General features: G+C 72.2%; 19 protein-coding genes. 10 read left to right on the top strand and 9 right to left on the bottom strand.

Annotation, left to right across the window (positions count from 1 at the left end; all coding sequences use genetic code 11):
• Window positions 1–9: 9 nt before the first annotated feature.
• Complete coding sequence (locus OO62_RS21135; protein WP_228332598.1) at window positions 10–2037, bottom strand: cache domain-containing protein; 2028 nt, start codon at window positions 2035–2037, stop codon at window positions 10–12.
• Between the two features lie 1285 nt (window positions 2038–3322).
• On the opposite strand from OO62_RS21135, the gene OO62_RS21130 reads away from it, so the two are divergent.
• Window positions 3323–4582 carry an alpha/beta hydrolase family protein gene (locus tag OO62_RS21130; protein ID WP_228332599.1) on the top strand — a complete coding sequence of 420 codons (1260 nt, stop codon included), beginning with the start codon at window positions 3323–3325 and terminating at the stop codon, window positions 4580–4582.
• Between the two features lie 426 nt (window positions 4583–5008).
• Here OO62_RS21130 and adh read toward each other — a convergent pair whose 3' ends face one another.
• From adh to OO62_RS21110, 4 genes are all read right to left on the bottom strand, one after another.
• Window positions 5009–6532 carry an aldehyde dehydrogenase gene (adh, locus tag OO62_RS21125; protein WP_033269071.1) on the bottom strand — a complete coding sequence of 508 codons (1524 nt, stop codon included), beginning with the start codon at window positions 6530–6532 and terminating at the stop codon, window positions 5009–5011.
• Between the two features lie 67 nt (window positions 6533–6599).
• A complete protein-coding gene (locus OO62_RS21120; RefSeq protein ID WP_033269070.1) occupies window positions 6600–7913 on the bottom strand; it encodes a GAF domain-containing protein in 1314 nt (437 codons plus the stop codon).
• 87 nt (window positions 7914–8000) lie between these two features.
• Complete coding sequence (locus OO62_RS21115; RefSeq protein ID WP_033269069.1) at window positions 8001–8954, bottom strand: DUF6114 domain-containing protein; 954 nt, start codon at window positions 8952–8954, stop codon at window positions 8001–8003.
• On the bottom strand, window positions 8945–9454 hold the full coding sequence (locus OO62_RS21110; protein ID WP_228332694.1) for a DUF6230 family protein: 510 nt from the start codon (window positions 9452–9454) through the stop codon (window positions 8945–8947). Before OO62_RS21110 ends, OO62_RS21115 begins: the two co-directional genes overlap by 10 nt.
• A gap of 236 nt (window positions 9455–9690) precedes the next feature.
• Here OO62_RS21110 and OO62_RS21105 point away from each other — a divergent pair, with 236 nt between their 5' ends.
• Entirely contained in the window at window positions 9691–10347 is a 657-nt protein-coding gene (locus tag OO62_RS21105; RefSeq protein ID WP_033269068.1) for a TetR/AcrR family transcriptional regulator, read from the top strand.
• 84 nt (window positions 10348–10431) lie between these two features.
• On the opposite strand, the gene OO62_RS21100 is transcribed toward OO62_RS21105, so the two are convergent.
• Complete coding sequence (locus tag OO62_RS21100) at window positions 10432–11715, bottom strand: glycoside hydrolase family 18 protein (RefSeq protein WP_033269067.1); 1284 nt, start codon at window positions 11713–11715, stop codon at window positions 10432–10434.
• A gap of 363 nt (window positions 11716–12078) precedes the next feature.
• On the opposite strand from OO62_RS21100, the gene OO62_RS21095 reads away from it, so the two are divergent.
• The 3 genes from OO62_RS21095 to OO62_RS21085 all read left to right on the top strand — a co-directional run bounded on the left by OO62_RS21095 (window position 12079) and on the right by OO62_RS21085 (window position 15640).
• The gene (locus OO62_RS21095; protein WP_033269066.1) at window positions 12079–13251 is read left to right on the top strand and encodes an acyl-CoA dehydrogenase family protein; all 1173 of its coding nucleotides are present in this window, start codon (window positions 12079–12081) and stop codon (window positions 13249–13251) included.
• 155 nt (window positions 13252–13406) lie between these two features.
• On the top strand, window positions 13407–14540 hold the full coding sequence (locus tag OO62_RS21090; protein ID WP_033269065.1) for an Rv3169 family protein: 1134 nt from the start codon (window positions 13407–13409) through the stop codon (window positions 14538–14540).
• Window positions 14537–15640 (top strand): phosphotransferase family protein, encoded by a 1104-nt coding sequence (locus OO62_RS21085; protein WP_033269064.1) that lies wholly within the window; start codon window positions 14537–14539, stop codon window positions 15638–15640. Before OO62_RS21090 ends, OO62_RS21085 begins: the two co-directional genes overlap by 4 nt.
• Window positions 15641–15674: 34 nt before the next feature.
• On the opposite strand, the gene OO62_RS21080 is transcribed toward OO62_RS21085, so the two are convergent.
• Window positions 15675–16100 carry a hypothetical protein gene (locus tag OO62_RS21080; RefSeq protein WP_033269063.1) on the bottom strand — a complete coding sequence of 142 codons (426 nt, stop codon included), beginning with the start codon at window positions 16098–16100 and terminating at the stop codon, window positions 15675–15677.
• A gap of 209 nt (window positions 16101–16309) precedes the next feature.
• Between OO62_RS21080 and OO62_RS21075 the strand changes: the two genes are divergently transcribed.
• The 5 genes from OO62_RS21075 (at window position 16310) to fxsA (ending at window position 22122) form a co-directional block, all read left to right on the top strand.
• On the top strand, window positions 16310–16750 hold the full coding sequence (locus OO62_RS21075) for an Lrp/AsnC family transcriptional regulator (RefSeq protein WP_077194248.1): 441 nt from the start codon (window positions 16310–16312) through the stop codon (window positions 16748–16750).
• 56 nt (window positions 16751–16806) lie between these two features.
• Window positions 16807–18474, top strand: coding sequence for an amidohydrolase (locus OO62_RS21070; RefSeq protein ID WP_033269061.1), 1668 nt, complete (start codon window positions 16807–16809; stop codon window positions 18472–18474).
• 567 nt (window positions 18475–19041) lie between these two features.
• Window positions 19042–20715 (top strand): apolipoprotein N-acyltransferase, encoded by a 1674-nt coding sequence (gene lnt, locus OO62_RS21065; protein ID WP_033269060.1) that lies wholly within the window; start codon window positions 19042–19044, stop codon window positions 20713–20715.
• Window positions 20712–21467, top strand: a complete 756-nt coding sequence (locus OO62_RS21060; RefSeq protein ID WP_033269059.1) for a polyprenol monophosphomannose synthase — start codon at window positions 20712–20714, stop codon at window positions 21465–21467. The genes lnt and OO62_RS21060 overlap by 4 nt, the downstream gene beginning before the upstream one ends.
• A gap of 73 nt (window positions 21468–21540) precedes the next feature.
• Entirely contained in the window at window positions 21541–22122 is a 582-nt protein-coding gene (gene fxsA, locus OO62_RS21055) for an FxsA family membrane protein (protein ID WP_033269058.1), read from the top strand.
• A gap of 106 nt (window positions 22123–22228) precedes the next feature.
• Here fxsA and OO62_RS21050 read toward each other — a convergent pair whose 3' ends face one another.
• Together OO62_RS21050 and OO62_RS21045 are read right to left on the bottom strand one after the other, a co-directional pair.
• A complete protein-coding gene (locus OO62_RS21050; protein WP_006601711.1) occupies window positions 22229–22606 on the bottom strand; it encodes an RNA polymerase-binding protein RbpA in 378 nt (125 codons plus the stop codon).
• Between the two features lie 258 nt (window positions 22607–22864).
• Window positions 22865–24232 carry an MFS transporter gene (locus OO62_RS21045; protein ID WP_106974881.1) on the bottom strand — a complete coding sequence of 456 codons (1368 nt, stop codon included), beginning with the start codon at window positions 24230–24232 and terminating at the stop codon, window positions 22865–22867.
• Window positions 24233–24284: the final 52 nt, after the last annotated feature.

The following is a 24284-nucleotide window of genomic DNA, read 5'->3' as shown; positions in this document are numbered from 1 at the left end:
GATCCTTCACTACGGTGCGCTGCCGCACTGGAACGAGGGGGCAGGGACAGCGGCCAGATCGGCTCCCGCGCCACGGTCCCGCTCCACCAGCGCCTGCCGGAGCAGTTCCAGACTGCGGGTGACCGAACCGCACTCGTCGTGGTGGACCGGGAACAGCACGGTGCGGCGGTCGCCGGCGGCGAGCCGTTCCGCGCATCCGGTGAGCGTGCGCAGCGGTCTGACCACCACGATGTGCAGCCAGCCCAGGCAGGCGCTGCCCGCGGTCAGGGCGAGCAGCCCGGCCAGCATGGTGCGTGCCTGGACCTGATATGCCGCCAGTTTGAGCGCCGCGGCCGGCTCGGCGGAGACCACCCGCCAGCCGAGACCGGCGGCAGGCCCCTTCTGTGCCAGTGGCGCGGCGGCCGCGACCGACAGGCCCTCGCCCGGGGAGGTCCCCGCGTGCAGTACGGCCGATGCCGACTTGCCCGCGCCGCCGGGGGCCGCGTCGGTCTTCGCCACCAGACGGGTGAGGCGCCGGCTGGGAAGGGACTGGAAGGCTTCAAAGCCGACGCTCGCCGCAAGCACTCTGTGGCGCTCGTCGGTCAGCCACACGCTGCCGAGCCCGGGCCGGGAAACCAGGTCGTCCAGCGCGTCCACGCCGATCTCCGCGACGACGACAGCCGGGGCGGTGTCCTCGGCCTTCTTGGCGCCCTTGGCCTTCCCGGGCGCCGGGATCCGGGCGTAGGCGGCGATCGCCGGGATCTTGCCCGACGTGTTGACCTGGGTGATTCCCTCGCCGGTTGGCGGGACGAGGGTGCGCACCGGCTGCTTGCCCACCTGCTGCACGAGGGCACCGGTGCGGTCCAGCACATACAGCGACCGGAACGTGGGGTGGTCGGCGCGTTCGCGCCGCAGCACCTCCGCCGCCCGCTCGCGTGACGCACCGGAGAGGGCCGACGCCGCCGCCGCGAGGTCGGTGCGGCTCCCGCCGAGGGACCGCTGCACCCGGTCGGCGGCGGCCTCGGTGCGTGCCTGCTGATCGGCGACGGCGGCTGCCGGTACGGCCTTGGCCGCCGGTACCCGGTTGAGCAGGAACAGCAGCGGCACCCCCCACGCGGCGATCACGAGAGCGCAGACGAGCACCAGCGCCCGGACACCGGGACGGCGCCGCACCTCCTGCTCCGGCTCCGGCCCCGTCTCGCCGAGCAGTTGGCGGCGTATCGACTCCAGCGCCCGGCCGGCCCTGCCGGGCTCGCCGAACCCGAGAACCGGCACCGGCCGCGCCAACTCCGCACGCTCCTCCGGCACTTCGCCGACACCCCTGGCCAGCCGGGCGGCGGACAGATGCAGCCGCAGCAGCGGACGCTGCATCGTGCCCCACAGCACCAGGGTGACCAGCACGGCGATCACCACCAGCGCGCCCGCGGCCACCAGGGCGAACCACATGTGGTCGGCTCCCGCCTTCGCCGGAGGCACCTCCCGGGCCGTCAGGACGGTCAGTCCCAGGCCGGAGGCGTCGTCCTTGCCGTCCTCCGAGACGACCGAGGCCCACCCCGTGACCCTGCGCAGCCCGTGGCGACCGTCACCGAGCACGCTGCCCGAGACGTCGCCGGTGTGAACGCTGGTGTTCGCGGCGTTCGCCGCAGCGGCAGGCAGCGCGCGGTGGCCGGTAGCGGCCGTCAGGGCCGCGCCGGTGGTCGGGGCGGAAGCACACACCTTGCCGTTCCGGTCCACCAGTTGCCCGGTGCGCCCCGCTCCGTACACCGCTGGAGCAGCGACCTTTTCGGAGACGACAAACAGGAGTCCGCGTTCCTCCGCGTCCTGATCCCCTCTCAGATCCCCCGCCTGATCCTGGTTCTCGTCCTGCTTGCGGTCCGCAACGGGGACGCTCACCCGGGCGAAGAGCAACAGCCGCGGTGCGCCAGTGCCGGAAGTGACCACCCGGGGCGCGATGTTGCCGGTATCGGGCCGCGCCAGATCCTTCGCATCCACCCCGGTCAGCGGCACCTTCTCCCCACTGGCCGCCAGCGGTTTGCCGGTGCGCGGGTCGAGCAGCACACCGCCCGCCGCAGGGTGCCCGGTCGGGAGAAGGGACCGAAGAACTGTCGCCGGTTTGCTGCTGCCGGCGGGTGTGGCCGACGCCGCAGAGCGGCGCACGGCCCTGGCACTTGCGTTGATGGAGGTCCCGACCGAGTCGGCGGCATCCTGGGCGATCTGGCGTTCCGCGTCGCTCAGGGCCTGGGGCACATCCTGTTCGTGAACGGTACCGAGACCGAGAGCGGTCAACGCGGAAACTGCCAGCAGGCCGCAGAGCAGTGCGGCGATCGGTGGGCGGACGCCTCCGAGCATGGGCATGTCGGCGCGGCGTCGGGTGCGGTGCGGACGGGGTGCGCGGGCAACGGCGTGCAGGACAGCGTCCTCTCGGCATGTGGGGAATGGCCGTGCGGCAACTCAACCAGTATGAATACTGGGAACACAGGATAATCACAAGGGTGTTCGTTCTGTGCCCTCTGTGCCGTCCCATACGGCACGTGGCTCAACTCGCCCTGAGAAGCGGCCGCTTACGCGGTCTCGACATCGTCCCGGCGCGCGGAATTTCCCACGCAACAGCCGACAGGGTCGTTTGTCCCTTCGTTCCCCGTCTGCATTCGATCCCTTACGCACAGTCGCGGTTGCGCCGAAGGCAGCCACCGAAACTGCCCCTTCCCGGGGAAATGGGCAATTCCACAGGGGGCGGTCGTCCCGGTCGGCAGTTACGAACTGCCGCGTAATAAACGCGCTCAGTGAAAACGGTGAGCAAAGTCGAAGCAAACCTGGATCCGATGGCCACCATCATGCGATGGCGTGAACCAGCCACCTTTCACAGAGGCGTGCTGGCCGGGACTGACGCTCCTTCAGTCAACGCACTGAGGCAAGGAAACGGTCGTGCACGTCCGGCCTCCCCCGGCTTGGACCTTGCTGCTGCAACTGGTTGCCCGGGGATACCGAGTGGCCCGGCGCTGACAACTGCTACCGGCCGCACCAGGGGATTTCCCCTTCGTGCATCCCGCACGGACACTCCACTTGCTCAACTCGGTGGCATGCACCACCAGCGCCGACAGACAGTGCCCAGCGCAGTGGGGTCCAGCGCAAAAGGCCGGTCACGGGGGCCCGGCGACGGACGGTGTACGAAGCCGGCACCGCGCAATTCCGGACGCGTCATGAGCGCTCACCTCACCCACCGCCGTCGATAACTCCCCGCACTGTCAAGTGGGTTGGCTGGGCCATGGCAAAACTGCATATACGATGACCGCCAGCCGATCGCTGATCACGTGGCGATCACCACCATGGAGGGGGGCTGCCCATGAAGCACGCACGAAGGCGCCACAGCCGGTTGCGCACCCGGGTCGCCGGCACCACAGGACTACTGACCCTCGCCCTGGGCGCCGGGATCGCGCCGGCCACCGCCGCGGAGAAGACCGCCCATGCGCCCATGGCCGCGGCGGCGGCCTTGGACGCAGCGGCGTCCGCGGACACGGAAGCGGCCGTGGAACCGCCCCAAGCCCCGGGCCAGCTGACTCTCCCTGCTCCGACCGGTCGCCATCGCGTCGGGACGGTCGACCTCCACCTGCGCGACTCGTCCCGCATGGATCCGTGGGTGCCCGGACAGCAACGCGAGCTGATGGTCTCGCTGTGGTACCCGGCGACACACACGAGCCAGTACCCCGCCGCGCTCCTCCCCAACAGCCAGCAGGTGCTGCCGGGCGGGGTGACCCTGCCCACCACGGCCGGGCACACCGGCGCCCCGGTCGCCCGCAAGGACGGCAAGCTGCCGGTGCTGCTGTACTCGCCCGGCGGGCGTGGGAACCGTGCGACGGGCACGGCACTGGTTCAGGACCTGGCCAGCCGCGGCTACTTGGTCGTCACCATCGACCACACCCACGACACCGGCGATGTGGTCTTCCCTGGCGGGCGACATGAGGTGAGCATGCTGCCGCCGGGCACCAAATCGCGCGACTTGATCGACGTCCGGGCGGCGGACAGCCACTTCGTCATCAACCAGTTGGCCGAGATCGCCCGTGGCCACAACCCGGACGTGGAACACAAGCCGCTCCCCCACGGGCTGACCCAGGCCGTGAGCACGAAGCACATCGGGATGTTCGGCGCTTCCCTCGGCGGCGGATCAGTGGCCGCCGCCATGCACGCGGACTCCAGGATCGACGCCGGCGTGAACCTGGACGGCCAGCTCTTCGGCCGGTCGGAACACCAGCGGCTCGACCGCCCCTACATGCTGTTCAGTTCCGAGCACCACAACCGCAACACCGACCCGAGCTGGGCGCGGCTCTGGGAAAACCTGCACGGAGAGCGGCTCGACCTGAAGCTGCGCGGCTCCGGGCACAACTCCTTCGTCGACAACCAGGTCCTGTTCCCCCAGGCGCCGGCCGCATTCGGGATAACCCCGGAAGTAATGCAGCAGGCACTCGGCACGATCGACCCCAACCGCTCCATCGAGGTCCAACGCACCTACGTCGCCGCCTTCTTCGACAAGCACCTGCGCCACCAGCACAGCAGCCTGCTCGACGGCCCCTCGCGCCATTACCCGGAGGTCGACTTCATCCGCTGAACCGACCGGACGTCACCGTCGGCCACTGCCCGGCGCGACGGTATGTCCCGGCCGTACACCCGCACCGCACGCTGACCTGCTGCAGACGCTCGACGGGTGCCCCGTGGCCCAGGCAGCAACGGACCAGGCGTGTCCATGAACCTCGTCTGGGCAATGTCCGACCTCGGCCCACCTCCGCCTGCGGGAAGAGCATGTCTCGGTGTGGGGCACCTCGCGGGTGCGCGCCGTCGGATGCCGGGCACGCAGCGGCGCCTGCTGGGTGAGTCGGGGGTTTTGGTCCGTGACTGGTCCGGAAGAGCTGGTCAGGAGCGGGATACGGGTGGGAGGAACTGGGAGTTACGACGTAAACCTGGCCCTGCTCCGAGCGGACGGGGCGGAAGGCGCCTGGCAGGCAAAAGCCCAGGTCAGGCGCCTTTTCTCGGGCCCCTAGAAGAAGCCGAGCTTCTTGGCCGAGTACGAGACCAACAGATTCTTCGTCTGCTGGTAGTGGTCCAGCATCATCTTGTGGTTCTCCCGGCCGATGCCGGACTGCTTGTAGCCGCCGAAGGCCGCGTGCGCCGGGTAGGCGTGGTAGCAGTTGGTCCATACCCGGCCGGCCTGGATGGCGCGGCCCGCGCGGTAGGCGGTGGAGCCGTCGCGGGTCCAGACGCCCGCGCCCAGGCCGTAGAGGGTGTCGTTGGCGATGTCCATCGCGTCGTCGAAGTCGTTGAAGGGGGCGACCGCCACCACCGGGCCGAAGATCTCCTCCTGGAAGACCCGCATGGCGTTGTTGCCCTCGAAGATCGTCGGGCGGACGTAGTAGCCGCCCTCCAGCTCGCCGCCCAACTCGGCGCGGGAGCCGCCGGTCAGGACGCGGGCGCCCTCCTTCTGGCCGATGTCCAGGTAGGAGAGGATCTTCTCCAGCTGGTCGTTGGACGCCTGGGCGCCGATCATGGTGTCGGTGTCCAGCGGGTGTCCCTGGACGATCTTCTCCGTACGGGCCACGCCGGCCGCGAGGAAGTCGTCGTAGTGCCCGCGCTGGATCAGGGCCCGCGACGGGCAGGTGCACACCTCGCCCTGGTTGAGGGCGAACATGGTGAAGCCCTCCAGCGCCTTGTCGTGGAAGTCGTCCGCCGCGGAGGAGACGTCGTCGAAGAAGATGTTGGGGCTCTTGCCGCCCAGTTCGAGGGTCACCGGGCGCAGGTGCTCGGACGCGTACTGCATGATCAGGCGGCCGGTGGTGGTCTCGCCGGTGAAGGCGACCTTGGCGACCCGGGGGCTGGAGGCCAGCGGCTTGCCGGCCTCGACGCCGAAGCCGTTGACGATGTTCACGACGCCGGGCGGGAGCAGGTCCGCCACCAGGCTCATCCAGTAGTGCACCGAGGCGGGGGTCTGTTCGGCCGGCTTCAGGACGACCGCGTTGCCGGCGGCGAGCGCCGGGGCGAGCTTCCAGGTGGCCATCAGGATGGGGAAGTTCCAGGGGATGATCTGGGCGACGACCCCGAGCGGCTCGTGGAAGTGGTACGCGACGGTGTCCTCGTCGATCTCCGACAGGGAGCCCTCCTGGGCCCGGACGGCGCCCGCGAAGTAGCGGAAGTGGTCGATGGCGAGCGGGATGTCGGCGGCCAGCGTCTCCCGTACCGGCTTGCCGTTCTCCCAGCTCTCGGCGACCGCGAGCGCTTCGAGGTTCTGCTCCATCCGGTCGGCGATCTTGTTGAGGACGGCGGCGCGCTCGGCCGCCGGGGTGCGGGCCCAGCCGGGCGCGGCGGCGTGCGCGGCGTCCAGGGCCCGCTCGACGTCCTCGGCGGTACCGCGCGCGACCTCGCAGAACGGCTGCCCGTTGACCGGCGTCGGGTTCTCGAAGTACCGGCCCAGCGCGGGCGCGACGAACTCGCCGCCGATCCAGTGGTCGTAGCGGGGCAGGTAGCTCATGACGGCATCGGTGGAACCCGGGCTGGCGTAACGGGCCATGGGGCGGCCTCCCAATCGCTCTCGGCGCGGTGCCCGCCACTCCCGTGCGACGGGCGTCGTGCGCAGGCTATGAGCGGGGAGGTTGCGCGAACGTTGCGACGCGCGTGGTGGCCGGATTGCTCGTTGCGCCGTCGGTCAGACCGTAGGCGGCGCGCAGCCGGTCGGCGCCGGCGACGGAGGCGGTACGGGCGGGGGAGCGGGCCGGCAGGGCGTCCACCAGCGCCTCGAAGACCTCCAGATCGTCCTCGCCCCACGGCGTGCGCGACCACTCGCGCAGCAGGTCGGCGTCGCGGGTGGCCAGCAGCGTGCACCGCATCCGGTCCGCCAGCGCCTCCCGCATCCGCCGCACGCCGGGCGCCTCCGACAGCGGCAGCAGCGGGCCGCGGTACGCGCCGAGCGCGGAGCGGGGGTGCCCGGCCGCCAACTGGCCCTCGACCACGCCCAGATCGGTTTCTACGGCGCGGCTCAGGCGGTACGGGCGGGAGTGCAGCAGCGCCCCCACGAGATGGCGCAGCCGGGACAGTTCGGCCCGCAGGGTGACCGGCCGCATGTCGCGCTCCCCGTACAGCAGCAACGAGAGCTGATCACCCGTCAGGCCGTCCGGGTGCTGTGCGAGCAGCAGCATGATCTCGCTGTGCCGGCGTCCGAGGCGCAGCCGTTCCCCGTCCACGACCAGTAGCGCCTCGTCCCGGCCGAGCGCCGACAGGAACACCCCGGGCTCCGGGGACCCGGACGCCAGATGGGCCTCCGCGGCGCGGGCCGTGGCCTGCACCAGGGCCAGGCTGTGCGGGCTCGCCAGGTGGTCACCGCCGGTGATGTCCACCGCGCCCAGCAGCCGGCCGGTCCGCGGATCGTGCAGCGGGGCCGCGGCGCAGGTCCAGCGCTGCACCTGCCGGTTGTAGTGCTCGGCCGCGAAGATCTGGACGGCGTGGTCGGCGGCGAGCGCGGTACCCGGCGCGTTGGTGCCGGCGTGCCGCTCGTCCCAGCGGGCGCCGACGACGAAGTTCATCCGCTCCGCGCTGCGGCGCACCCCGCGGTGCCCCTCCACCCACAGCAGCCGCCCCTGCGGGTCGCAGACGGCCAGCAGATGCGCCCCGTCCTGCGCGAAGCTGCCCAGCAGCTCCCGGAACACCGGCATCGCGCGGGCCAGCGGGTGCGCCTCCCGGTAGGCGCACAGCGCGGCCTCGTCCAGCTCGATGGGCGCGGCCCCGTCCGAGGCGGCCCGGGCCTCGGCCGAGCGGCGCCAGGAATCGGCGACCACCCGGCGCACCGGCGCCGCCACGGTCCCGTCGGCCAGGAATTCCGCGTGCGCCCGCCGCACCGTACGGGTGCGCTCCGCCGGGTCGCCACCGGTCTCCATCGCCAGCCAGGGGTTGACCACGTGTCACCTCTTCGTCACAGCTCTGCCCTCGTACGGCCGATGGTGCTCGTACCGGGCGGTGCCGTAAACCCCGCGTGGGCCGCCGCCTCACGTGCCGGGGCCGCTCCGGGCACCCGCGCGCAGCCGCAACCCGTCCGCGGTGATCAGGTCCGAGGTGACCAGTGCCTGCTCGGCGTCGACGTCCGTCATGAAGACGAAGGGCGGGACGACCGGGGGCACCGGGAGGGTGTCCGGGGTGAAGGTGAGGCAGACCAGGCCCTCCAGGCAACCGCTGAACCGGGTGAGGTAGAGCGTCACCTCACCCCTGAGGTGCAACGTGTCGGCGCTCAGGCCGAGTTCGGGGCCACCGTCGTGGGTGGTGAGGCGGTAGTCGGTCAGCGAGGCGGCCGTCATCCTCAACACCATCGCCCTGACCGGGCCGCGGGCCGTGGGCACCTCCTCGACGCCGGCCAGGGTGAAGCCCTGAGGCGCGAACATCGTGGTGGTCACGGTCGGCGGGCGGGACGGCGCCGGGAGGCCGGCCGCCGCCCGGGCCCGCTGCGCCGGGCCGCCCACCGCGGCGAGCAGGGCCACCGGCAGCGCGACCGCGAGCACCTTGCCGCCACCACCGCGCACCGGAGCGGGGCCCGCGGCGGGCGCCGGGCCCCGCCCCGGCGTCCACCCGAAGCCCATCGCACTGCCCGCGATTCCCAGGGCCATACCGACCAGGAACCCGCCGAGGTTCGTCGCGGCGAAGGAGAGCACCGACAGGATCAGCGCGTTGATGCTCACGTAGTGGTGGGTGGCCGGCGCGCACCACAGGAAGAGCCCCGCGGCCATCAGCGCCAGCCCGATGCCCAGCGCCGCCAGCCCGCCCAGCCCCAGGCTGACCAGCACGGTCAGTGGCGAGAGCGGTACCAGCACCAGTTCCGCCCCGCCGAGGAGGAGCAGCAGCCCGGCCCAGAACGGCCGGGTCCGCCGCCAGCGGCGCAGCGCCGCCCGCCGCGCCGGCCGGCCCGGTGTCCGTCCGGCCCGGGCCCGGCGCCACGCGCTCAGAAGCACGTCGCGCCGTCCAGGCTCACGCTCACCCGCAGCCCGTTGAGGCGGAAGTTCCCGCCGGTGGCCGACCAGGCGTGCGACTTCACCCCGGCCACGGAGATGTCCCCGGCCTGCAGCCCGAACGCGCCCCGGCGGCCGTGCACGCCCGGTACGGCGTCCAGCGTGGCCGCGTCCCGGCCGATCTGCGCGGTGCCGAAGCGGGCGTCGCCCACCAGGTCCTCCCCGTCGATGACCAGGCTGTCGGCGCGCACCGGACCGGCCCGGCCGCCGGCGGTCAGCTTGAACACCACCGTCCCCACCGGCGTCCTCACCCGGGCCGACTGGCAGATGTCGGCGAGCGAGGCCCGGCCGATGCCGAGCAGCGCCACCGGATGGCCGCGGCCGTCCGCGTCGCGGTCGGTGTGCACGTACGAGGCCAGGCCGCTGCTGGTCAGCTTCCCCGACGACACCTGGAAGTGGGTGCCGGAGACGGCGAACGAGGCGGCCAGGGCGCCCTGCGCCATCACCGTGGCCAGTGCGCCCACGGCGAGTACGGCGGGCAGCGCCACCACGGCGCTCTTGCGCCAGGAGGTCCGCCCCTCGGGCGAGGTGTCCGTTGACGATCTCACTGCGTCCTCCCCGGGGCAGTGGTCGAATGCGCGGGGGAAGTGCTGGTGGCGCCGGCGGGAGGGCCCGTCGTCGTTCATGACGCCCTGTCATACTGCGGAAAACTCAAGGCAGTTGGAGACTAGGGCGGACTTTGAATAATAGTCAACAGCGCGGACGGGGTGGCTCGCAGACCGCCCGCGGATCCGTACGCTCCCAGGCCCGCCGCGCCGAACTCATCGCCACCGGGCGGAGGTTGTTCGCCGACACCTCCTACGACGCGCTGTCCATGGACGACATCGCGCGCCAGGCCGGTGTCGCCAAAGGCTTGATCTACTACTACTTCACCAACAAGCGCGGCTACTACCTGGCGATCATCGAGGACGCGGTGGCCGAGCTGGTCGAGCGGGCCGGCAGCACCCACGACCTGCCGCCCGCCGAACGCGTCCAGCGCACCGTCGACGGCTATCTGCGCTACGCCCAGCACCACCAGGCCGCCTACCGCGCCATCGTCACCGGCGGGGTCGGCTTCGACGCCGAGGTGATGGCGATCCGCGACGCGGTGCGGGCCCGGCTGCTCGGCACCATCGCCCTCGGCGCCTGGGGCCGCACCGACCTCCCGCCGGTCGCCCGCACCGCGCTGACCGGCTGGCTCTCCAGCGTCGAGGGAGTCACCCTCGACTGGATCGCGGAACAGGAACTGCCCCGGGAGACGGTGGTCGCGCTGCTGGTTCGCGGCCTGGGCGACACCCTGCGGCTGATCGAGGAGTACGAGCCCGGCTGCCCGGCGCCGCCCCGCCCGCCGGCCTGACGGCCCTGGAGGGCCGCCTGCGTCCGGACATGCGGGCGGGCGGGAGGCCGCCACCTCCCGCCCGCCCGGTCCGGTCGCCCGCGGCTACCTGATCGCCTTGATCAGCTCGCCGTTGGTGGTGTCACCGCTCAGCTCCCAGAAGAACGTGCCGCCCAGGCCCTGCGCGTCCTTGAAGGCCATCTTCGTGCCGATGGTCTCGGGGGTGTCGTAACTCCACCACTGGTCACCGCACTTGGCGTAGGCGGTGCCGCCCACCTTGCCGGTGGCCGGGCAACGGCTCTTGAGCACCTTGTAGTCGTCGATGCCGGCCTCGTACTTGCCCGGTGCCGCGCCGGTCGCCGTACCGCCCGGCGCGTCCTGGGTGACGCCCGACCAGCCGCGGCCGTAGAAGCCGATGCCCAGCAGCAGCTTGTTCGCCGGCACGCCCAGGCCCTTGAGCTTGGCGATGGTGTCGGTGGTGTTGAAGCCGGCTTTCGGGATGCCGTTGTACGACGACAGCGGGGAGTGCGGCGCCGTCGGGCCCTTGGCGTCCCAGGCGCCGAAGTAGTCGTACGTCATCGGATTGTACCAGTCGACGTACTGGGCGGCGCCCTTGTAGTCCGCGGCGTCCATCTTGCCGCCGGCCGAGGCGTCAGCGGTGATCGCCGCGGTCACCAGGTTGTTCTGGCCGAACTTCGCCCGCAGCGCCTTCATGACGTTCGTGAAGGCGTCCTTGCCGCTGGTGTCGCAGGTCAGACCGCAGGCGTTCGGGTACTCCCAGTCGATGTCGATGCCGTCGAAGACATCGGCCCAGCGCTTGTCCTCGACCAGGTCGTAGCAGGACTGCGCGAAGGCGGCCGGGTTCCGGGCGGCCTCGCCGAAGCCGCCCGACCAGGTCCAGCCGCCGAAGGACCAGATCACCTTGAGGTTCGGGTGCAGCTTCTTGAGCTTCCTGAGCTGGTTGAAGTTGCCGCGCAGCGCGCCGTTGTCCCAGGTGTCCGCCTGGCCGTCGACGCTCTGGTCGGCGGTGTACGCCTTGTCGTAGTCGGCGTAGGAGTCCCCGATGGCGCACTTGCCGCCCTGGACGTTGCCGAAGGCGTAGTTGATGTGCGTCAGCTTGGCCGCCGACCCGGACGTCTCGATGTTCTTGACGTGGTAATTGCGGTCGTAGACACCCCAGTTGGTGAAGTATCCGACGACCTTGCTGCCGGCTGCCGCCGGCTTCGCGGAGGTCGCGGCGGCCGTCGCGGGGTTCTGCTTCGCGGGGGCGCCGGCAGGGTGGGCGGAAGCCTGTCCGGCGAGCAGGGTGCCGGCCAGTGCCGCCGTACACAGCGCGGTGGCGGCGGCGATCACTCTGCGCGGTGATCGCATCCGGTGCGGTCTGAGCATGTCGTCTCCTCGGAGGGGGGCGAGGGGTGGAGCCTGACCTGCGTTCCGAATTGGCATGAACGCGTTGAACGTTGGAGGAGAAGTTAGAAGGACTAGACCAGTGAGTCAATGGTTCGGACCAATTTTGTTCACGCGGGGTAGCGGGGCACCGCCGCTTCCGGTAGGGGGCCGGATCTCCGCAGCAGATGATGATCAACCAGTGACGCGGGGCCTCCGATCGGGCATACTCCTAGCGCCACAGCCGCAGGTCATCGCCATCCGCGACCCGGAACGCGATCATCGGCCTGGCACTACGGAAACCGGCGCCGCCGCCCACCCCGCGCGTGCGTCGCCGCAGCGCCCGACAGGGAGGAGAGCGCCGCCATGACCGAGTACGGCCCCCAGCCGGTGGACCGCAGGCTGCCCACGGAGGAAGCCCGCGACCTGCTGACCCTCGTACGCGATCTCGCCGAGCGCGAGATCAGGCCCACGGCCGCGGAGGAAGAGGAGGCCGGCCGCTTCCCCCGCGAGACCTTCGCCCTGCTGTCGGAATCCGGACTTCTCTCCCTGCCCTATGACGAGGAATTCGGGGGCGGCGGCCAGCCCTACGAGGTCTACCTCCAGGTCCTGGAGGAGCTCGCGGCCGCACGGCTGACCGTCGGCCTCGGCGTCAGCGTGCACACCCTCGCCTGCCACGCCCTCGCCGGCTTCGGCACGAAGGAACAGCGCGCCGAACACCTCCCCGACATGCTGGGCGGCGGGCTGCTCGGCGCCTACTGCCTCTCCGAGCCCTCCTCCGGCTCCGACGCCGCCTCCCTGACCACCCGCGCCACCCGGCAGGGCGACGCCTGGACCCTGGACGGCACCAAAGCCTGGACCACCCACGGCGGCGTGGCCGACTTCTACACCGTCCTGGCCCGCACCGGCGGCAGCGGCGCCCACGGCATCACCGCCTTCCTGGTCCCCGGCGATGCCGAGGGCCTGAGCGCCGCGGCACCCGAGCGCAAGATGGGCATGAAGGGCTCCCCGACGGCCCAGCTGCACTTCGACGGCGTACGCGTCCCCGACTCCCGCCGCCTCGGCGACGAGGGCCAGGGCTTCGCCATCGCCCTCTCCGCCCTCGACTCCGGGCGCCTGGGCATCGCCGCCTGCGCCATCGGCGTCGCCCAGGCGGCGCTGGACGAGGCGCTCGCGTACGCCGCCGAGCGGCAGCAGTTCGGCCGGCCGATCGTCGACTTCCAGGGCCTGCGCTTCATGCTCGCCGACATGGCCACCCAGATCGAGGCCGGCCGCGCGCTGTACCTCACCGCCGCCCGGCTGCGCGACGCCGGTCTGCCGTTCTCCAAGGAGGCGGCGATGTCCAAGCTGTTCTGCACGGACGCCGCGATGCGGGTCACCACCGACGCCGTCCAGCTCCTCGGCGGCTACGGCTACACCGTCGACTTCCCCGCCGAGCGCTACATGCGCGAGGCCAAGGTCCTGCAGATCGTCGAGGGCACCAACCAGATCCAGCGCATGGTCATCGCCCGCCACCTCGCGGGCCCGGAGACGCGCTGAGCGCCGGCCGGGGCGGGGGAATCATCCCCCACCCCGGCCTCCCGGTACCGGAGAGGGTCTGGCTGTCGCACGACAGCTGACGTACCGTCAACTCCTCGCCGGGGGCGGCCTTTTGTCCGCTCCCCGGTCCGCCGCCGCGCGCCCAGGAGGAGACCGTGCCCGACCGCCCGATCGCGCTCGACGAGTACCCGATCCACCAGGTCCCGCTCTCCCTGCGGCACGTCGCCACCGGCGACCGCAACGCCTACGACCGGTGCATCTTCCACGTCATGGACCACGCGGGGCGGGCCCTGCTGATCGCGGGGCTCGGCGTCTATCCCAACACCGGCGTCATCGACGCGTACGCCACCCTCCGCCTCGGCGACCGGCTGCACGCCGTACGCGCCTCCGACGCGCTCACCGACGACCGGATGGCCCTCACCGTCGGCCCGCTCACCATCACCGTCGAGGAACCGCTCGCCCGCCTCCGGCTGAGCTGCGCCGCGGACCCGGACGATCCGGACGGCCTGGCGTGCGACGTGACGTGGAACGCGGCCTTCCCCGCCACCTGGGAGCCGCACCACACCCAGTACCGCGGCGACCGGCTGACGCTGGAGGGGCGGCGGTTCGTCCAGGCGGGCACCTGTACCGGCCGGATCCGCGCCGGGGGCGAGGAGCTGATCGTCACGGCGGGGGAGTGGACCGGCACCCGGGACCGCAGCTGGGGCGTACGGCCGATCCCCGGTGAGGACGCCGGACGGGCCGGTGCGGAGCTGCGGCCGGAGGGCTTCCACTGGGTGTGGTGCCCGGTCCGCTTCGACGACCGCTTCGTGATGGTCATCGTCCAGGAGGACGCCGACGGCCACCGCACCCTGAACGAGGCCCTGTTGGTCCGCAACGGCGCCCGCGACCTCCAGCTGGGCTGGCCGCACACCGACATCCGCTACCGCCCCGGCACCCGCCACCCCGAGACCGCGGTCATCCACCTCACCGACCCCGCCCGCCAACCCCTCGACCTCACCGCCGAGATCCTCACCTCCTCACCCCTCGCGGTGGGCGCCGGCTATCCGCCCGCCGACGACTGGCAGCACGGCACCTGGCGCGGCCGCGGCTGGACCGACCGGCGCAGCTACGACCTCTCCGACCCGGCCGCCCACCCCCTCGCCGCCTACGGGGTCACCGACCACGCCGCCCGCTTCACCCTCGACGGCCGCGTCGGCTACGGGATCTTCGAGCACGGCAGCTTCGGCCGGCACGACCCGAGCGGGTTCACCGGCTACGGCGACGTCGCGGGGGAGGCCGGACGATGAGCGCGGCGCCCCGCCCCCGTACCACCACCCGCGACCCCGCGGACCTCACCCGCCGCCTCACCGCCTGGCTCGGCACCCGCCTGCCCGGCGCCCGCGCGCTCGCCGCCGGCGTCCCCGCCTCCAACGGCATGTCCAGCGAAACCCTGCTCTTCGACATCGACCACCCGCGGCCGGCGCCCCCCGACGTCCCGGTTTCCTGCGCACTGCGCCTCGCCGCCGATCCGGCCGCGTACACCGTCTTCCCGCGCTACGACATGGCCCGGCAGTTCCGCACCATGCGCCTGGTCGCCGAGCACACCGACCTGCCGGTGCCCCGCACCCTCTGGCTGGAGGAGGACCCGGCGCACCTCGGGGCCCCGTTCTTCGTCATGGCCCGGGTCGCCGGGCGCGTCCCACCGGACGTCATGCCCTATACGTACGCGGGCAGTTGGCTCCATGACGCCACCGACGCCGAGCGCGCGCGCCTGGAGGCCGCGAGCGTGTCCGTGCTCGCCCGGCTGCACGATCAGGTCCCGCTCGCCGCGGCGGGCTTCCTGGCCACCAGCGGGCAGGGCAGCGCCCTGCACCGGCACGTCGCCTCCCAACGTGCCTACTACGCCTGGGTGGTTGACGGCCGGCCGCGCTCACCGCTCATCGAGCGCGGCTTCGCCCGGCTCGTCGAACTCTGGCCGGACGACCCCGGAGAGACCGTCCTCACCTGGGGCGACGCCCGGATCGGCAATATCGTCTACGACGGTTTCGAGCCGGCTGCGGTGCTCGACTGGGAGATGGCCGCCCTCGGTCCGCGTGAACTCGACCTGGGCTGGCTGGTGTTCCTGCACCGCTTCTTCCAGGACCTCACGGAAGCCGGCGGCGAGCGGGGGCTGCCCGGCTTCCTGCGCCGGGACGCCGTCGAGTCACGCTATGCCCGGCTCACCGGCCACACACCGCGTGACATGGAATTCCACACCCTCTACGCGGCCCTGCGGCACGCCATCGTCATGCTGCGGGTGGCCTACCGCCAGGTGCACTTCGGAGAGGTCCCCGTACCGGCCGACGCCGATGCGTTGATCCTCCACCGGGGTGCGCTGGAGGCGATGATCGAGGGCCGCTACTGGTGAGGCCGCAGCGGCCGTCGTCCGAACGAGGCGCTGCTCAGGCGCCGTGACGCATCCGCGGCACCCGGATCGGCCGGGTGCCCGGACCGCCGATGTGCGAGAACGGCTGACGGCGCCAGTCCAGGCCCTCCGGCAGCGTCAGCAGCATCGCCGCGTCCTGCTCCTGGGCGTCCAGGGTGTCCTCGGTCTCCGGCGCCTCGGACACCGCGCGGCCGGAGCCCTGGCACACCGTCAGGCCGAACGGATTCCAGGGAGTGGGGCACAGTGCGTGCTCCGGGAGCGTGTCCTCGTCGGCCAGCAGCGCGATCGGCTGGAGGCAGTCCGGGCAGGTCACGCGGTAGATCTCAAAGGTCTCGAACGCGTCGTACGCACCGTCGTCGCCGGAGAAGCCGGGACTGTCGCCCTCCTGGTCGCTGAAGTTCTCGGCAGTGGGGTCCTGCTGAAGGCGTCGCATGATGTCCATCCCCCTCGGGTGGGCCGGTCGGACCGCTGACTTCCTGTGACGGGCGGCCCCGGCCACCACCAGCAATTCCCTCCATGCCCCGCGCATAATCGCGACCGGTCCACGGACACCGGTTCACCCGTGTGGCATTGGTCACACAACCCGGCGCGGGGGTGTCCACGAGCCGGCGCGCGGTGCGCACACGCGTCCGCGCGCAGTAGGTTGAGCGGGTGGAGGAGTTGGACCGACAAATCGTGGATCTGCTCGTCAAGGACGGGCGGATGAGTTACACCGACCTGGGCAAGGCCACCGGCCTGTCCACCTCGGCGGTGCATCAGCGTGTGCGCCGCCTGGAGCAGCGCGGTGTCATCCGGGGCTATGCCGCCATCGTCGACCCCGAAGCCGTGGGCCTGCCGCTCACCGCCTTCATCTCGGTCAAACCCTTCGACCCCAGCGCGCCGGACGACATCTCCGACCGCCTCGCCGAGGTCCCCGAGCTGGAGGCGTGCCACAGCGTGGCCGGCGACGAGAACTACATCCTCAAGGTCCGCGTCTCCACCCCGCTGGAGCTGGAGCACCTGCTCACCCGCATCCGCACGCTGGCCGGCGTCTCGACCCGCACCACGGTCGTGCTGTCCACGCCGTACGAGGCCCGGCCGCCGCGGATCTGACCGGTAACGGCCCCCTGGACGCCGCCGGCCCGGGCGCAGGGGCCAAACTGTCCGGTATGAGCGAGCACATTCCCGCCCCCGCCCGGCAGCACGACCCGCACCCGGCGCAGCCCCGTACCGTCCTGCTGCGCGGCGGCGAGGTGCACAGCCCCGCGGACCCCTTCGCCACGGCCATGGTCGTGGAAGGGGACCGCATCGCCTGGGTCGGTGAGGAGGGCGCGGCCGACTCGTTCGCCGACGGCGTGGACGAGGTGGTCCAGCTCGACGGCGCGCTCGTCACCCCGGCGTTCACGGACGCACATGTGCACACCACCGCGACCGGCCTCGCGCTCACCGGTCTCGACCTGTCCGCCGCCGGCACGCTCGCCGACGCGCTGGCCCGGATCCGCGCGTACGCCGACGCCCGCCCCTCGGACCGGGTCCTGCTCGGGCACGGCTGGGACACCAGCGCCTGGCCGGAGGGCCGGGCGCCGTCCCGTACGGAGCTGGACGCGGCCACCGGCGGCCGTCCGCTGTACCTCACCCGCGTCGACGTGCACTCCGCGGTGGTCACCACGGCCCTGCTGGACCTGGTCCCCGGCATCCGCGACCGGTCCGGCTTCCACCCCGACGCCCCGCTGACCGGCGACGCCCACCACGCGGTGCGCCGGGCCGCGTACGCCACCCTCACCCCGGCCCAGCGCGCCGAGGCCCAGGCCGCCGCGCTGGCCCGCGCCGCCTCGCTCGGCATCGGCAGCCTCCACGAGTGCGCCGGACCGGAGATCTCCGGCGAGGAGGACTTCACGGCGCTGCTCGCCCTGGCGCGGGAGGGGAACGGCCCGCGGGTGGTGGGCTACTGGGCCGAGACCGTCGCATCCGCAAAGGACGCCGAGCGGATCCGTGAACTCGGCGCGATCGGCGCGGCCGGCGATCTCTTCGTCGACGGCTCGCTCGGCTCGCACACCGCCCATCTGCACGCGCCGTACGCGGATTCCCCCGGCCACACCGGCACCGCCCACCTCGACACCGACGCGGTCGCCGCCCATGTCGCCGCCTGCACCGAGGCCGGGCTCCAGGCCGGCTTCCACGCCATCGGCGACGCCGCGATCAGCAGCGTCGTCGACGGCGTCCGGGCCGCCGCCGAACGCCTCGGCACCGCCCGGATCCGCGCCGCCCGGCACCGCGTCGAGCACGCCGAGATGCTCACCGAAGCCACCCTCGCCGGCTTCGCCGACCTGGCCCTGACCGCCTCCGTCCAGCCCGCCTTCGACGCGGCCTGGGGCGGCCCGGACGGCATGTACGCCGCCCGCCTGGGCGCCGAACGGGCCGCCACCCTCAACCCGTACGCGGCCCTGCTCAAGGCCGGGGTGCCGCTCGCCCTGGGCTCCGACAGCCCGGTCACCCCGCTCGACCCCTGGGGCACCGTGCGCGCCGCGGTCTTCCACCGCACCCGCGCCCACGGCATCTCCGCCCGCGCCGCGTTCACCGCCCACACCCGCGGCGGCTGGCGGGCCATCGGCCGGGACGACGCGGGCGTCCTGGTGCCCGGCGCGCCCGCCGACTACGCGGTCTGGCGCACCGGCGAACTGGTCGTCCAGGCGCCCGACGAGCGGGTGGAGCGCTGGTCCACCGACCCCCGCTCCGGCACCCCCGGCCTGCCCGATCTCACGCCCGGCCGCGACCTCCCCGTGTGCCTGCGCACGGTCGTCGGCGGCCGGACGGTCTTCGGACGGCCGAACGAGTGACATCAGGCAGGCACGTGCTCTCGCGGCCCGCGCTTGCCGCTACTCGCCCCATCACGGGGCGTCCTCGGCTGACCTGGGGCGACGCGAAAGCGACGCAGGCCGGGCACCTGTTGACAGCAGGCGGTCGACGGCCGGTAGGTTCGGCCGAGTCCACCACAGGACGTCCGGCCGGGAGACCTCCGCGCACTCGTCGAACGCAGCTGGGCCATGGGGCGGTACGCCACACCGGCGCACCGCCACTGGGAGCCAGGTCCAGCACCAGCGGCACGGGGCGAGGGGACGTCTCGCCCGGTCGGCAGGTGCGACCCGGGTGGGGCCCGGACGCTCAGTAGACAACGGCTCTCGGTCGACCCGCAGCCAGCGGGTCCCAGGTCGGCCCGAAGGGCGCCCGGGCCCCTATCCGCACCCCGTCGCGGACCGGCCGCACCCTCCTCGCGGGGCCTTCACCTTTTGTGCACCCCGCATCCGCACGACGGGTCTTCCGATGTACGGTCAGCTCACACCTTCCGCCACGCGCGCGACGCGCCGGGAGGGTCCCCATCCGACCTGCAGGAAGGCCCGGCGACCGTGCCATCGGGTTCCGACACCACCGAAGAAGCCGTGAGCGGCACCACGCCCGACGGCCCGGTGCCGTCCGCCCGGACGGGTTCCCCGGCCTCACCCGGGCGCCCCGGTCGGGCCCGGCGGCTCCTGGCGTTCGTGCGTCGCGAGGCGCTGCGTACCGGCCTGGCCGTGGTCTTCGGCGTCGCGCTGGGCCTCGCCTTCCCGCCGTACGACCTGTGGCCGCTGTCCCTGGTGGCGGTGGCCGCGCTGTCGCTGCTGACCCGGGGCCGGACCGCGCGCCAGGGCGCCTGGACGGGCCTGGTGTTCGGGCTGCCGTTCTTCCTGATCCTGCTGAAGTGGCTGCATGTCGTCGGCTGGGACGCGGTGGTGGGCCTCTCGATCGCCGAGGCGCTCTTCGTGGCGCTGCTCGGCGCGGGGCTCGCGGTCACCTCCCGGCTGCCGGCCTGGCCGCTGTGGGCCGCCTGCCTGTGGGTCGCCGAGGAGTGGGCCCGCGACCGGCTCCCCTTCGGCGGCTTCCCGTGGGGGCGGCTGGCGTTCGCCAACACCGGCTCGCCGTTCACCCCGCTCGCCGCGCTCGGCGGCGCCCCGCTGGTGACGTTCGCCGTCGCGCTGGCCGGCACCCTGCTGGCCGCCTGTGTCGCCGCCCTGTGGGGGCTGCGCGGCAACGGCACCGTGCGCCGCGCGGTGACCGCCCTGGAGGCGTTCGGGCTGGCCGCCGCGGTGACGCTGGCCGGGCTGCTGGTCCCCGTCCCGACGAAGGCCGACGACTCCGTCGACATCGCCGTGGTCCAGGGCAACGTCCAGCAGGCCGGTATGGACTTCCTGGGCCGCCCCATGAAGATCCTCGACAACCACGCCACGGCCACCGAGAAGCTCGCCGCCGACATCAAGGCCGGCCGGGCCAAGAAGCCCGACCTGGTCATCTGGCCGGAGAACTCCTCCGACCTCGATCCGTTCCAGTACCCGCAGGCGTACGACCGGATCGACGAGGCGGTGAAGGCCATCGGCGTGCCGGTGCTCGTCGGCGCCCTCGTCGACCACCCCTCCAAGAAGGGCTACGTCTTCAACGAGGGCATCGTCTGGGACCCGAAGAAGGGCCCCGGCGCCTCGTACACCAAGCAGCACCCGGTGCCGTTCGGCGAGTACGTGCCGTTCCGGGAGCAGCTCAGCAAGATCATCACGCGCTTCCAGCGGGTGCCGCGCGACTTCTACCCCGGCGACCACACGGGCCTGCTCAACGTCGGCCCCGCCAGGCTCGGCGACGTGATCTGCTTCGAGGTCGCCTACGACGAGATCGTGCACGACACCGTGGGCGCCGGCGCCCGGGCGCTGGTGATCCAGACCAACAACGCCACCTACGGGCGCACCGGCCAGCCCGAGCAGCAGCTGGCGATGTCCAAGCTGCGCGCCGTCGAACACGGCCGGGCCGTGGTCACCGCCGCCACCAGCGGCATCAGCGCGGTGGTCGCCCCGGACGGCAGGATCACCCACCGGATCCCGGAGTTCACCCAGGGCGTGGTCTCCGCACGGATCCCGCTGCGGGACGAAACGACGCTCGCCGACCGCGTCGGTGCGGCGCCTGAGTGGGCGCTCGCTATCGTGGGTCTTCTGTCCTGTGCCGCCGCGGTGATCGTCGGCCGGCGCGGGCGTACGAAGGACGAGAAGGGGCAGCAGTGACAGACGGTCAGCGGCAATACGGTCCGCTCGGCACCACGTTGGTGATCATCCCGACGTACAACGAGGCGGAGAACATCAAGCCGGTCGTCTCGCGGGTGCGGTCCGCCGTCCCGGAGGCGCACGTCCTCGTCGCGGACGACAACAGCCCTGACGGCACCGGCAAGCTCGCCGACGAACTGGCCGCCGAGGACGAACACGTCCACGTCCTGCACCGCAAGGGCAAGGAAGGGCTGGGGGCCGCCTACCTCGCGGGCTTCCGCTGGGGCATCGACAACGGCTACGGCGTCCTGGTCGAGATGGACGCCGACGGCTCGCACCAGCCCGAGGAGCTGCCGCGGCTGCTCACCGCCCTCAAGGGCGCCGATCTGGTCCTCGGCTCGCGCTGGGTGCCCGGCGGCCGCACCGTGAACTGGCCCAAGTACCGCCAGTTCATCTCCCGCGGCGGCAGCACCTACTCCCGGCTGGTGCTGGACCTGCCGCTGCGCGACATCACCGGCGGCTTCCGCGCCTTCCGCGCCGAGACCCTGGAGGGCCTGGGCCTGGACGAGGTGTCCTCGCAGGGCTACTGCTTCCAGGTCGACCTCGCCCGCCGCGCCGTCCAGGCCGGCTATCACGTCGTCGAGGTCCCGATCACCTTCGTCGAGCGGGAGCACGGCGACAGCAAGATGAGCCGGGACATCGTGGTCGAGGCGCTGTGGCGGGTCACCGCCTGGGGCGTCGGCTCCCGGGTGGAGAAGTTCCGCGGCCGCTGAGCCCGGAGCCCCGGGTGCACCGCGTCCCGTGGTCCCCGGCAGGCGCCGCGGACCGTCCAGGCACACTTGAGGCATGACGTTCACAGGCACGCCATCGCCGAGTCCCCGTCCGCCCCAGCGCTCGCGCGCCCGCCGGTTCGTGCCGCTGGGCGTCGTCGCCTGGGTGGTGCTGGAGATCTGGCTGCTGACCCTGGTCGCCGGGGACACCAACGGTCTGACCGTCTTCCTGCTGCTGCTCGCCGGGGTGGTCGTCGGCGGCTGGGTGGTCAAGCGGGCCGGCCGCCGCGCCTGGAAGAACCTCACCGAGAGCCTTCAGCGGAGCGGGCCGGCGGACCCGGCCGAGGCCGCCCCGTCCCACAACGGCCGCTCCGGCAGCGGCAATACGCTCCCGATCGCCGGCGGCCTGCTGCTGATGGTGCCGGGCCTGCTCTCCGACGTGCTGGGGCTGCTCTGCCTTTTCCCGCCGACCGGGAAGCTGATCCAGGGCCGCGCCGAGAAGCTGCTGAACAGGCGGGCGTCGTACGCGCCCGGGTCGTTCGGCGACGCCTTCCAGCAGGCCCGGATGCACCGGCCGGACGGCAAGGTCGTGCCGGGCGAGGTGATCCGCGACGAGCCGCCGGCCTCCCGGCGCCAGGATCCGCCGCTGACCGGCTGAGCGTCCGACCGACCGACCCCGGCTGAGAAATTGCGCGCACGACAAGGGCCGGGGCCACTGCGAAGTGCAGTGGCCCCGGCCCTTGCTGCTGTCTGCAGGTCCGTCGTCAGGCGGACTTGCGGTTGGTGTCGCGCGGATGCACGGCAATGTTCATGGTGCCGGAGCGCAGGACGGCCAGCCGTTCGGCCAGCACCTCCTCGAGCTCCTCGCGGGTGCGTCGCTCCATGAGCATGTCCCAGTGCGTACGCGCGGGCTTACCCTTCTTTTCCTCAGGGCCATCGCCATCCACCAGAAGCGAGGGTGCACCACAAACCTTGCACTCCCACTCCGGCGGAATCTCGGCCTCAACCGAGAACGGCATCTCGAATCGATGTCCGTTCTGGCATGCGTACTCCACCGCCTGGCGCGGGGCCAGGTCGATGCCGCGGTCGGTCTCGTAGCTGGTCACCACGAGTCGCGTGCCGCGGAGAGCTCGCTCACTCATGAATCGTGCCTCCCGGGCTTGTCGCCCACAGGACAGGTGTCGCTGTCGTCGTCATCCGGTCAACGTCCGGTCGGCGGTGAAGATTCCCGTAATCGGGACATGTGCGTCGCCCGTCGTGCCGCCCCTTGTTGTACCCACCGACGCCCGGTTTGTCACATCTGGCAACAGATGTCACCCAGCGCCTTCCATCGTTGAGCGCGCAGTAACGGTCCGCCTGGTGAGCCAAAGGCGTACACTACCGCCCCGCACCCTCCGGGGCTAAATCCGGTCAGGCACAGGATTTCCGGCCGCGGCGATCGCCCGGCTCACAGGGACCCTCGCCAGCAGGACAAAACCGACCACAAAGAATGCCACGAGGGACACGATCGCGTCCCGGTAGCTCCCGGTCAGCTGGTAGGCCACCCCGAACACCAGCGGCCCCAGCCAGCTCACGCCCCGGTCGCTCATCTCGTACGCGGAGAAGTACTCCGCCTCCTTGCCGCGCGGCACCAGATGCGAGAACAGCGAGCGCGACAGCGCCTGACTGCCGCCCAGCACCAGGCCGATGCCGACGGCCAGGGCGAAGAACCACACGGGCGCCTTCGCGGGCAGGAAGTAGCCGGCCGCCAGCGTCAGCGTCCAGGCCACCAGCGACCCCAGGATCGTCCGCTGCGCGCCGTACCGCCGCGCGAGCCGCCCCATCAGCAGGGCGCCCGCCGCGGCCAGTACCTGGACCAGCAGGATCGCCACGATCAGCGTGCTCTGGTCCAGCCGCAGCTCCTCCGAGCCGTAGACGGACGCCTGGGTGATCACCGTTTGCACGCCGTCGTTGTAGAGGAGGTAGGCGAGGAGGAAGGAAAGGGTGAGCGGGTGCCGGCGCATGTCGCGCAGGGTCTCCCGCAGCTGCCGCCACCCCTGGGCCGGCGCGGTACCGCCCGCCTCCGTGGGCGCCGCCGCGGCGGTGCGGCGGTCACGCAGCCGCCGCAGCGGGATCAGCGAGAACGCGCCCCACCACAGTCCCGCCGACGCCAGGCAGATGCGCACCGCCGTGCCCTCGGAGACGCCGAACGAGTCGTGCGCGCCGTAGAGCGCCAGGTCGGCGACGAGCACCAGCGCCCCGGCCGCGTAGCCGAAGGCCCAGCCGCGGGAGGAGACCGCGTCGCGCTCGTCCGGCTCGGCGATCTGCGGCAGGAACGAGTTGTAGAGCATCATCGACACCACGAACGAGGCATTCGCGACGATCAGCAGCGCCCCGCCCAGCAGGTAGCGCTCGCCGGACAGGAAGAACATCCCCGTCGTCGCCCCCGCGCCCAGATACGCGCAGCCGCCCATCAGCGGCTTCTTGCGGCCGGTCCGGTCGGCCAGCGCCCCGGCGAGCGGCATCGCCAGGACGGACAGCACCAGCGAGGCCGACACCGCGTAGGCGTAGAAGGAACCGGCCCGCACCGGGATGCCCAGGGGGTGCACAAAGCCGTCCGCGTCCGCGGCGGCCTTCGCCACGGACGTCAGATACGGCCCGAGGAACACCGTCAGCACGCTCGTCGAGTAGACGCTGTTCGCCCAGTCGTACCAGTACCAGCCGCGTTGCTCGCGGCGCCGGGCGGCCGTCTCGTCGACGACCCCGGTCACGGCCTCCGTGCTCTGCACGCCCACCCCCGTCTTCCCGTGCCCGTTCCCCGCGGCGGACGCGCGACGGGGT

The sequence above is a fragment of the Streptomyces lydicus genome (assembly GCF_000717345.1).
Lineage (GTDB): Bacteria > Actinomycetota > Actinomycetes > Streptomycetales > Streptomycetaceae > Streptomyces > Streptomyces lydicus.
Note: the sequence above shows the minus strand (reverse complement) of the source record. Positions and strands in the feature narration are given on the sequence as shown.

Bases quoted from the DNA above. Each gene is read 5' to 3' on its own strand.
- OO62_RS21130 (WP_228332599.1), top strand. From the start codon at position 3,323: ATGAAGCACGCACGAAGGCGCCACAGCCGGTTGCGCACCCGGGTCGCC.
- OO62_RS21070 (WP_033269061.1), top strand. From the start codon at position 16,807: ATGAGCGAGCACATTCCCGCCCCCGCCCGGCAGCACGACCCGCACCCG.
- fxsA (WP_033269058.1), top strand. From the start codon at position 21,541: ATGACGTTCACAGGCACGCCATCGCCGAGTCCCCGTCCGCCCCAGCGC.
- OO62_RS21100 (WP_033269067.1), bottom strand. From the start codon at position 11,715: ATGCTCAGACCGCACCGGATGCGATCACCGCGCAGAGTGATCGCCGCC.
- OO62_RS21050 (WP_006601711.1), bottom strand. From the start codon at position 22,606: ATGAGTGAGCGAGCTCTCCGCGGCACGCGACTCGTGGTGACCAGCTAC.
- OO62_RS21110 (WP_228332694.1), bottom strand. From the start codon at position 9,454: ATGGCGCAGGGCGCCCTGGCCGCCTCGTTCGCCGTCTCCGGCACCCAC.
- OO62_RS21085 (WP_033269064.1), top strand. From the start codon at position 14,537: ATGAGCGCGGCGCCCCGCCCCCGTACCACCACCCGCGACCCCGCGGAC.
- OO62_RS21095 (WP_033269066.1), top strand. From the start codon at position 12,079: ATGACCGAGTACGGCCCCCAGCCGGTGGACCGCAGGCTGCCCACGGAG.
- OO62_RS21080 (WP_033269063.1), bottom strand. From the start codon at position 16,100: ATGGACATCATGCGACGCCTTCAGCAGGACCCCACTGCCGAGAACTTC.
- adh (WP_033269071.1), bottom strand. From the start codon at position 6,532: ATGGCCCGTTACGCCAGCCCGGGTTCCACCGATGCCGTCATGAGCTAC.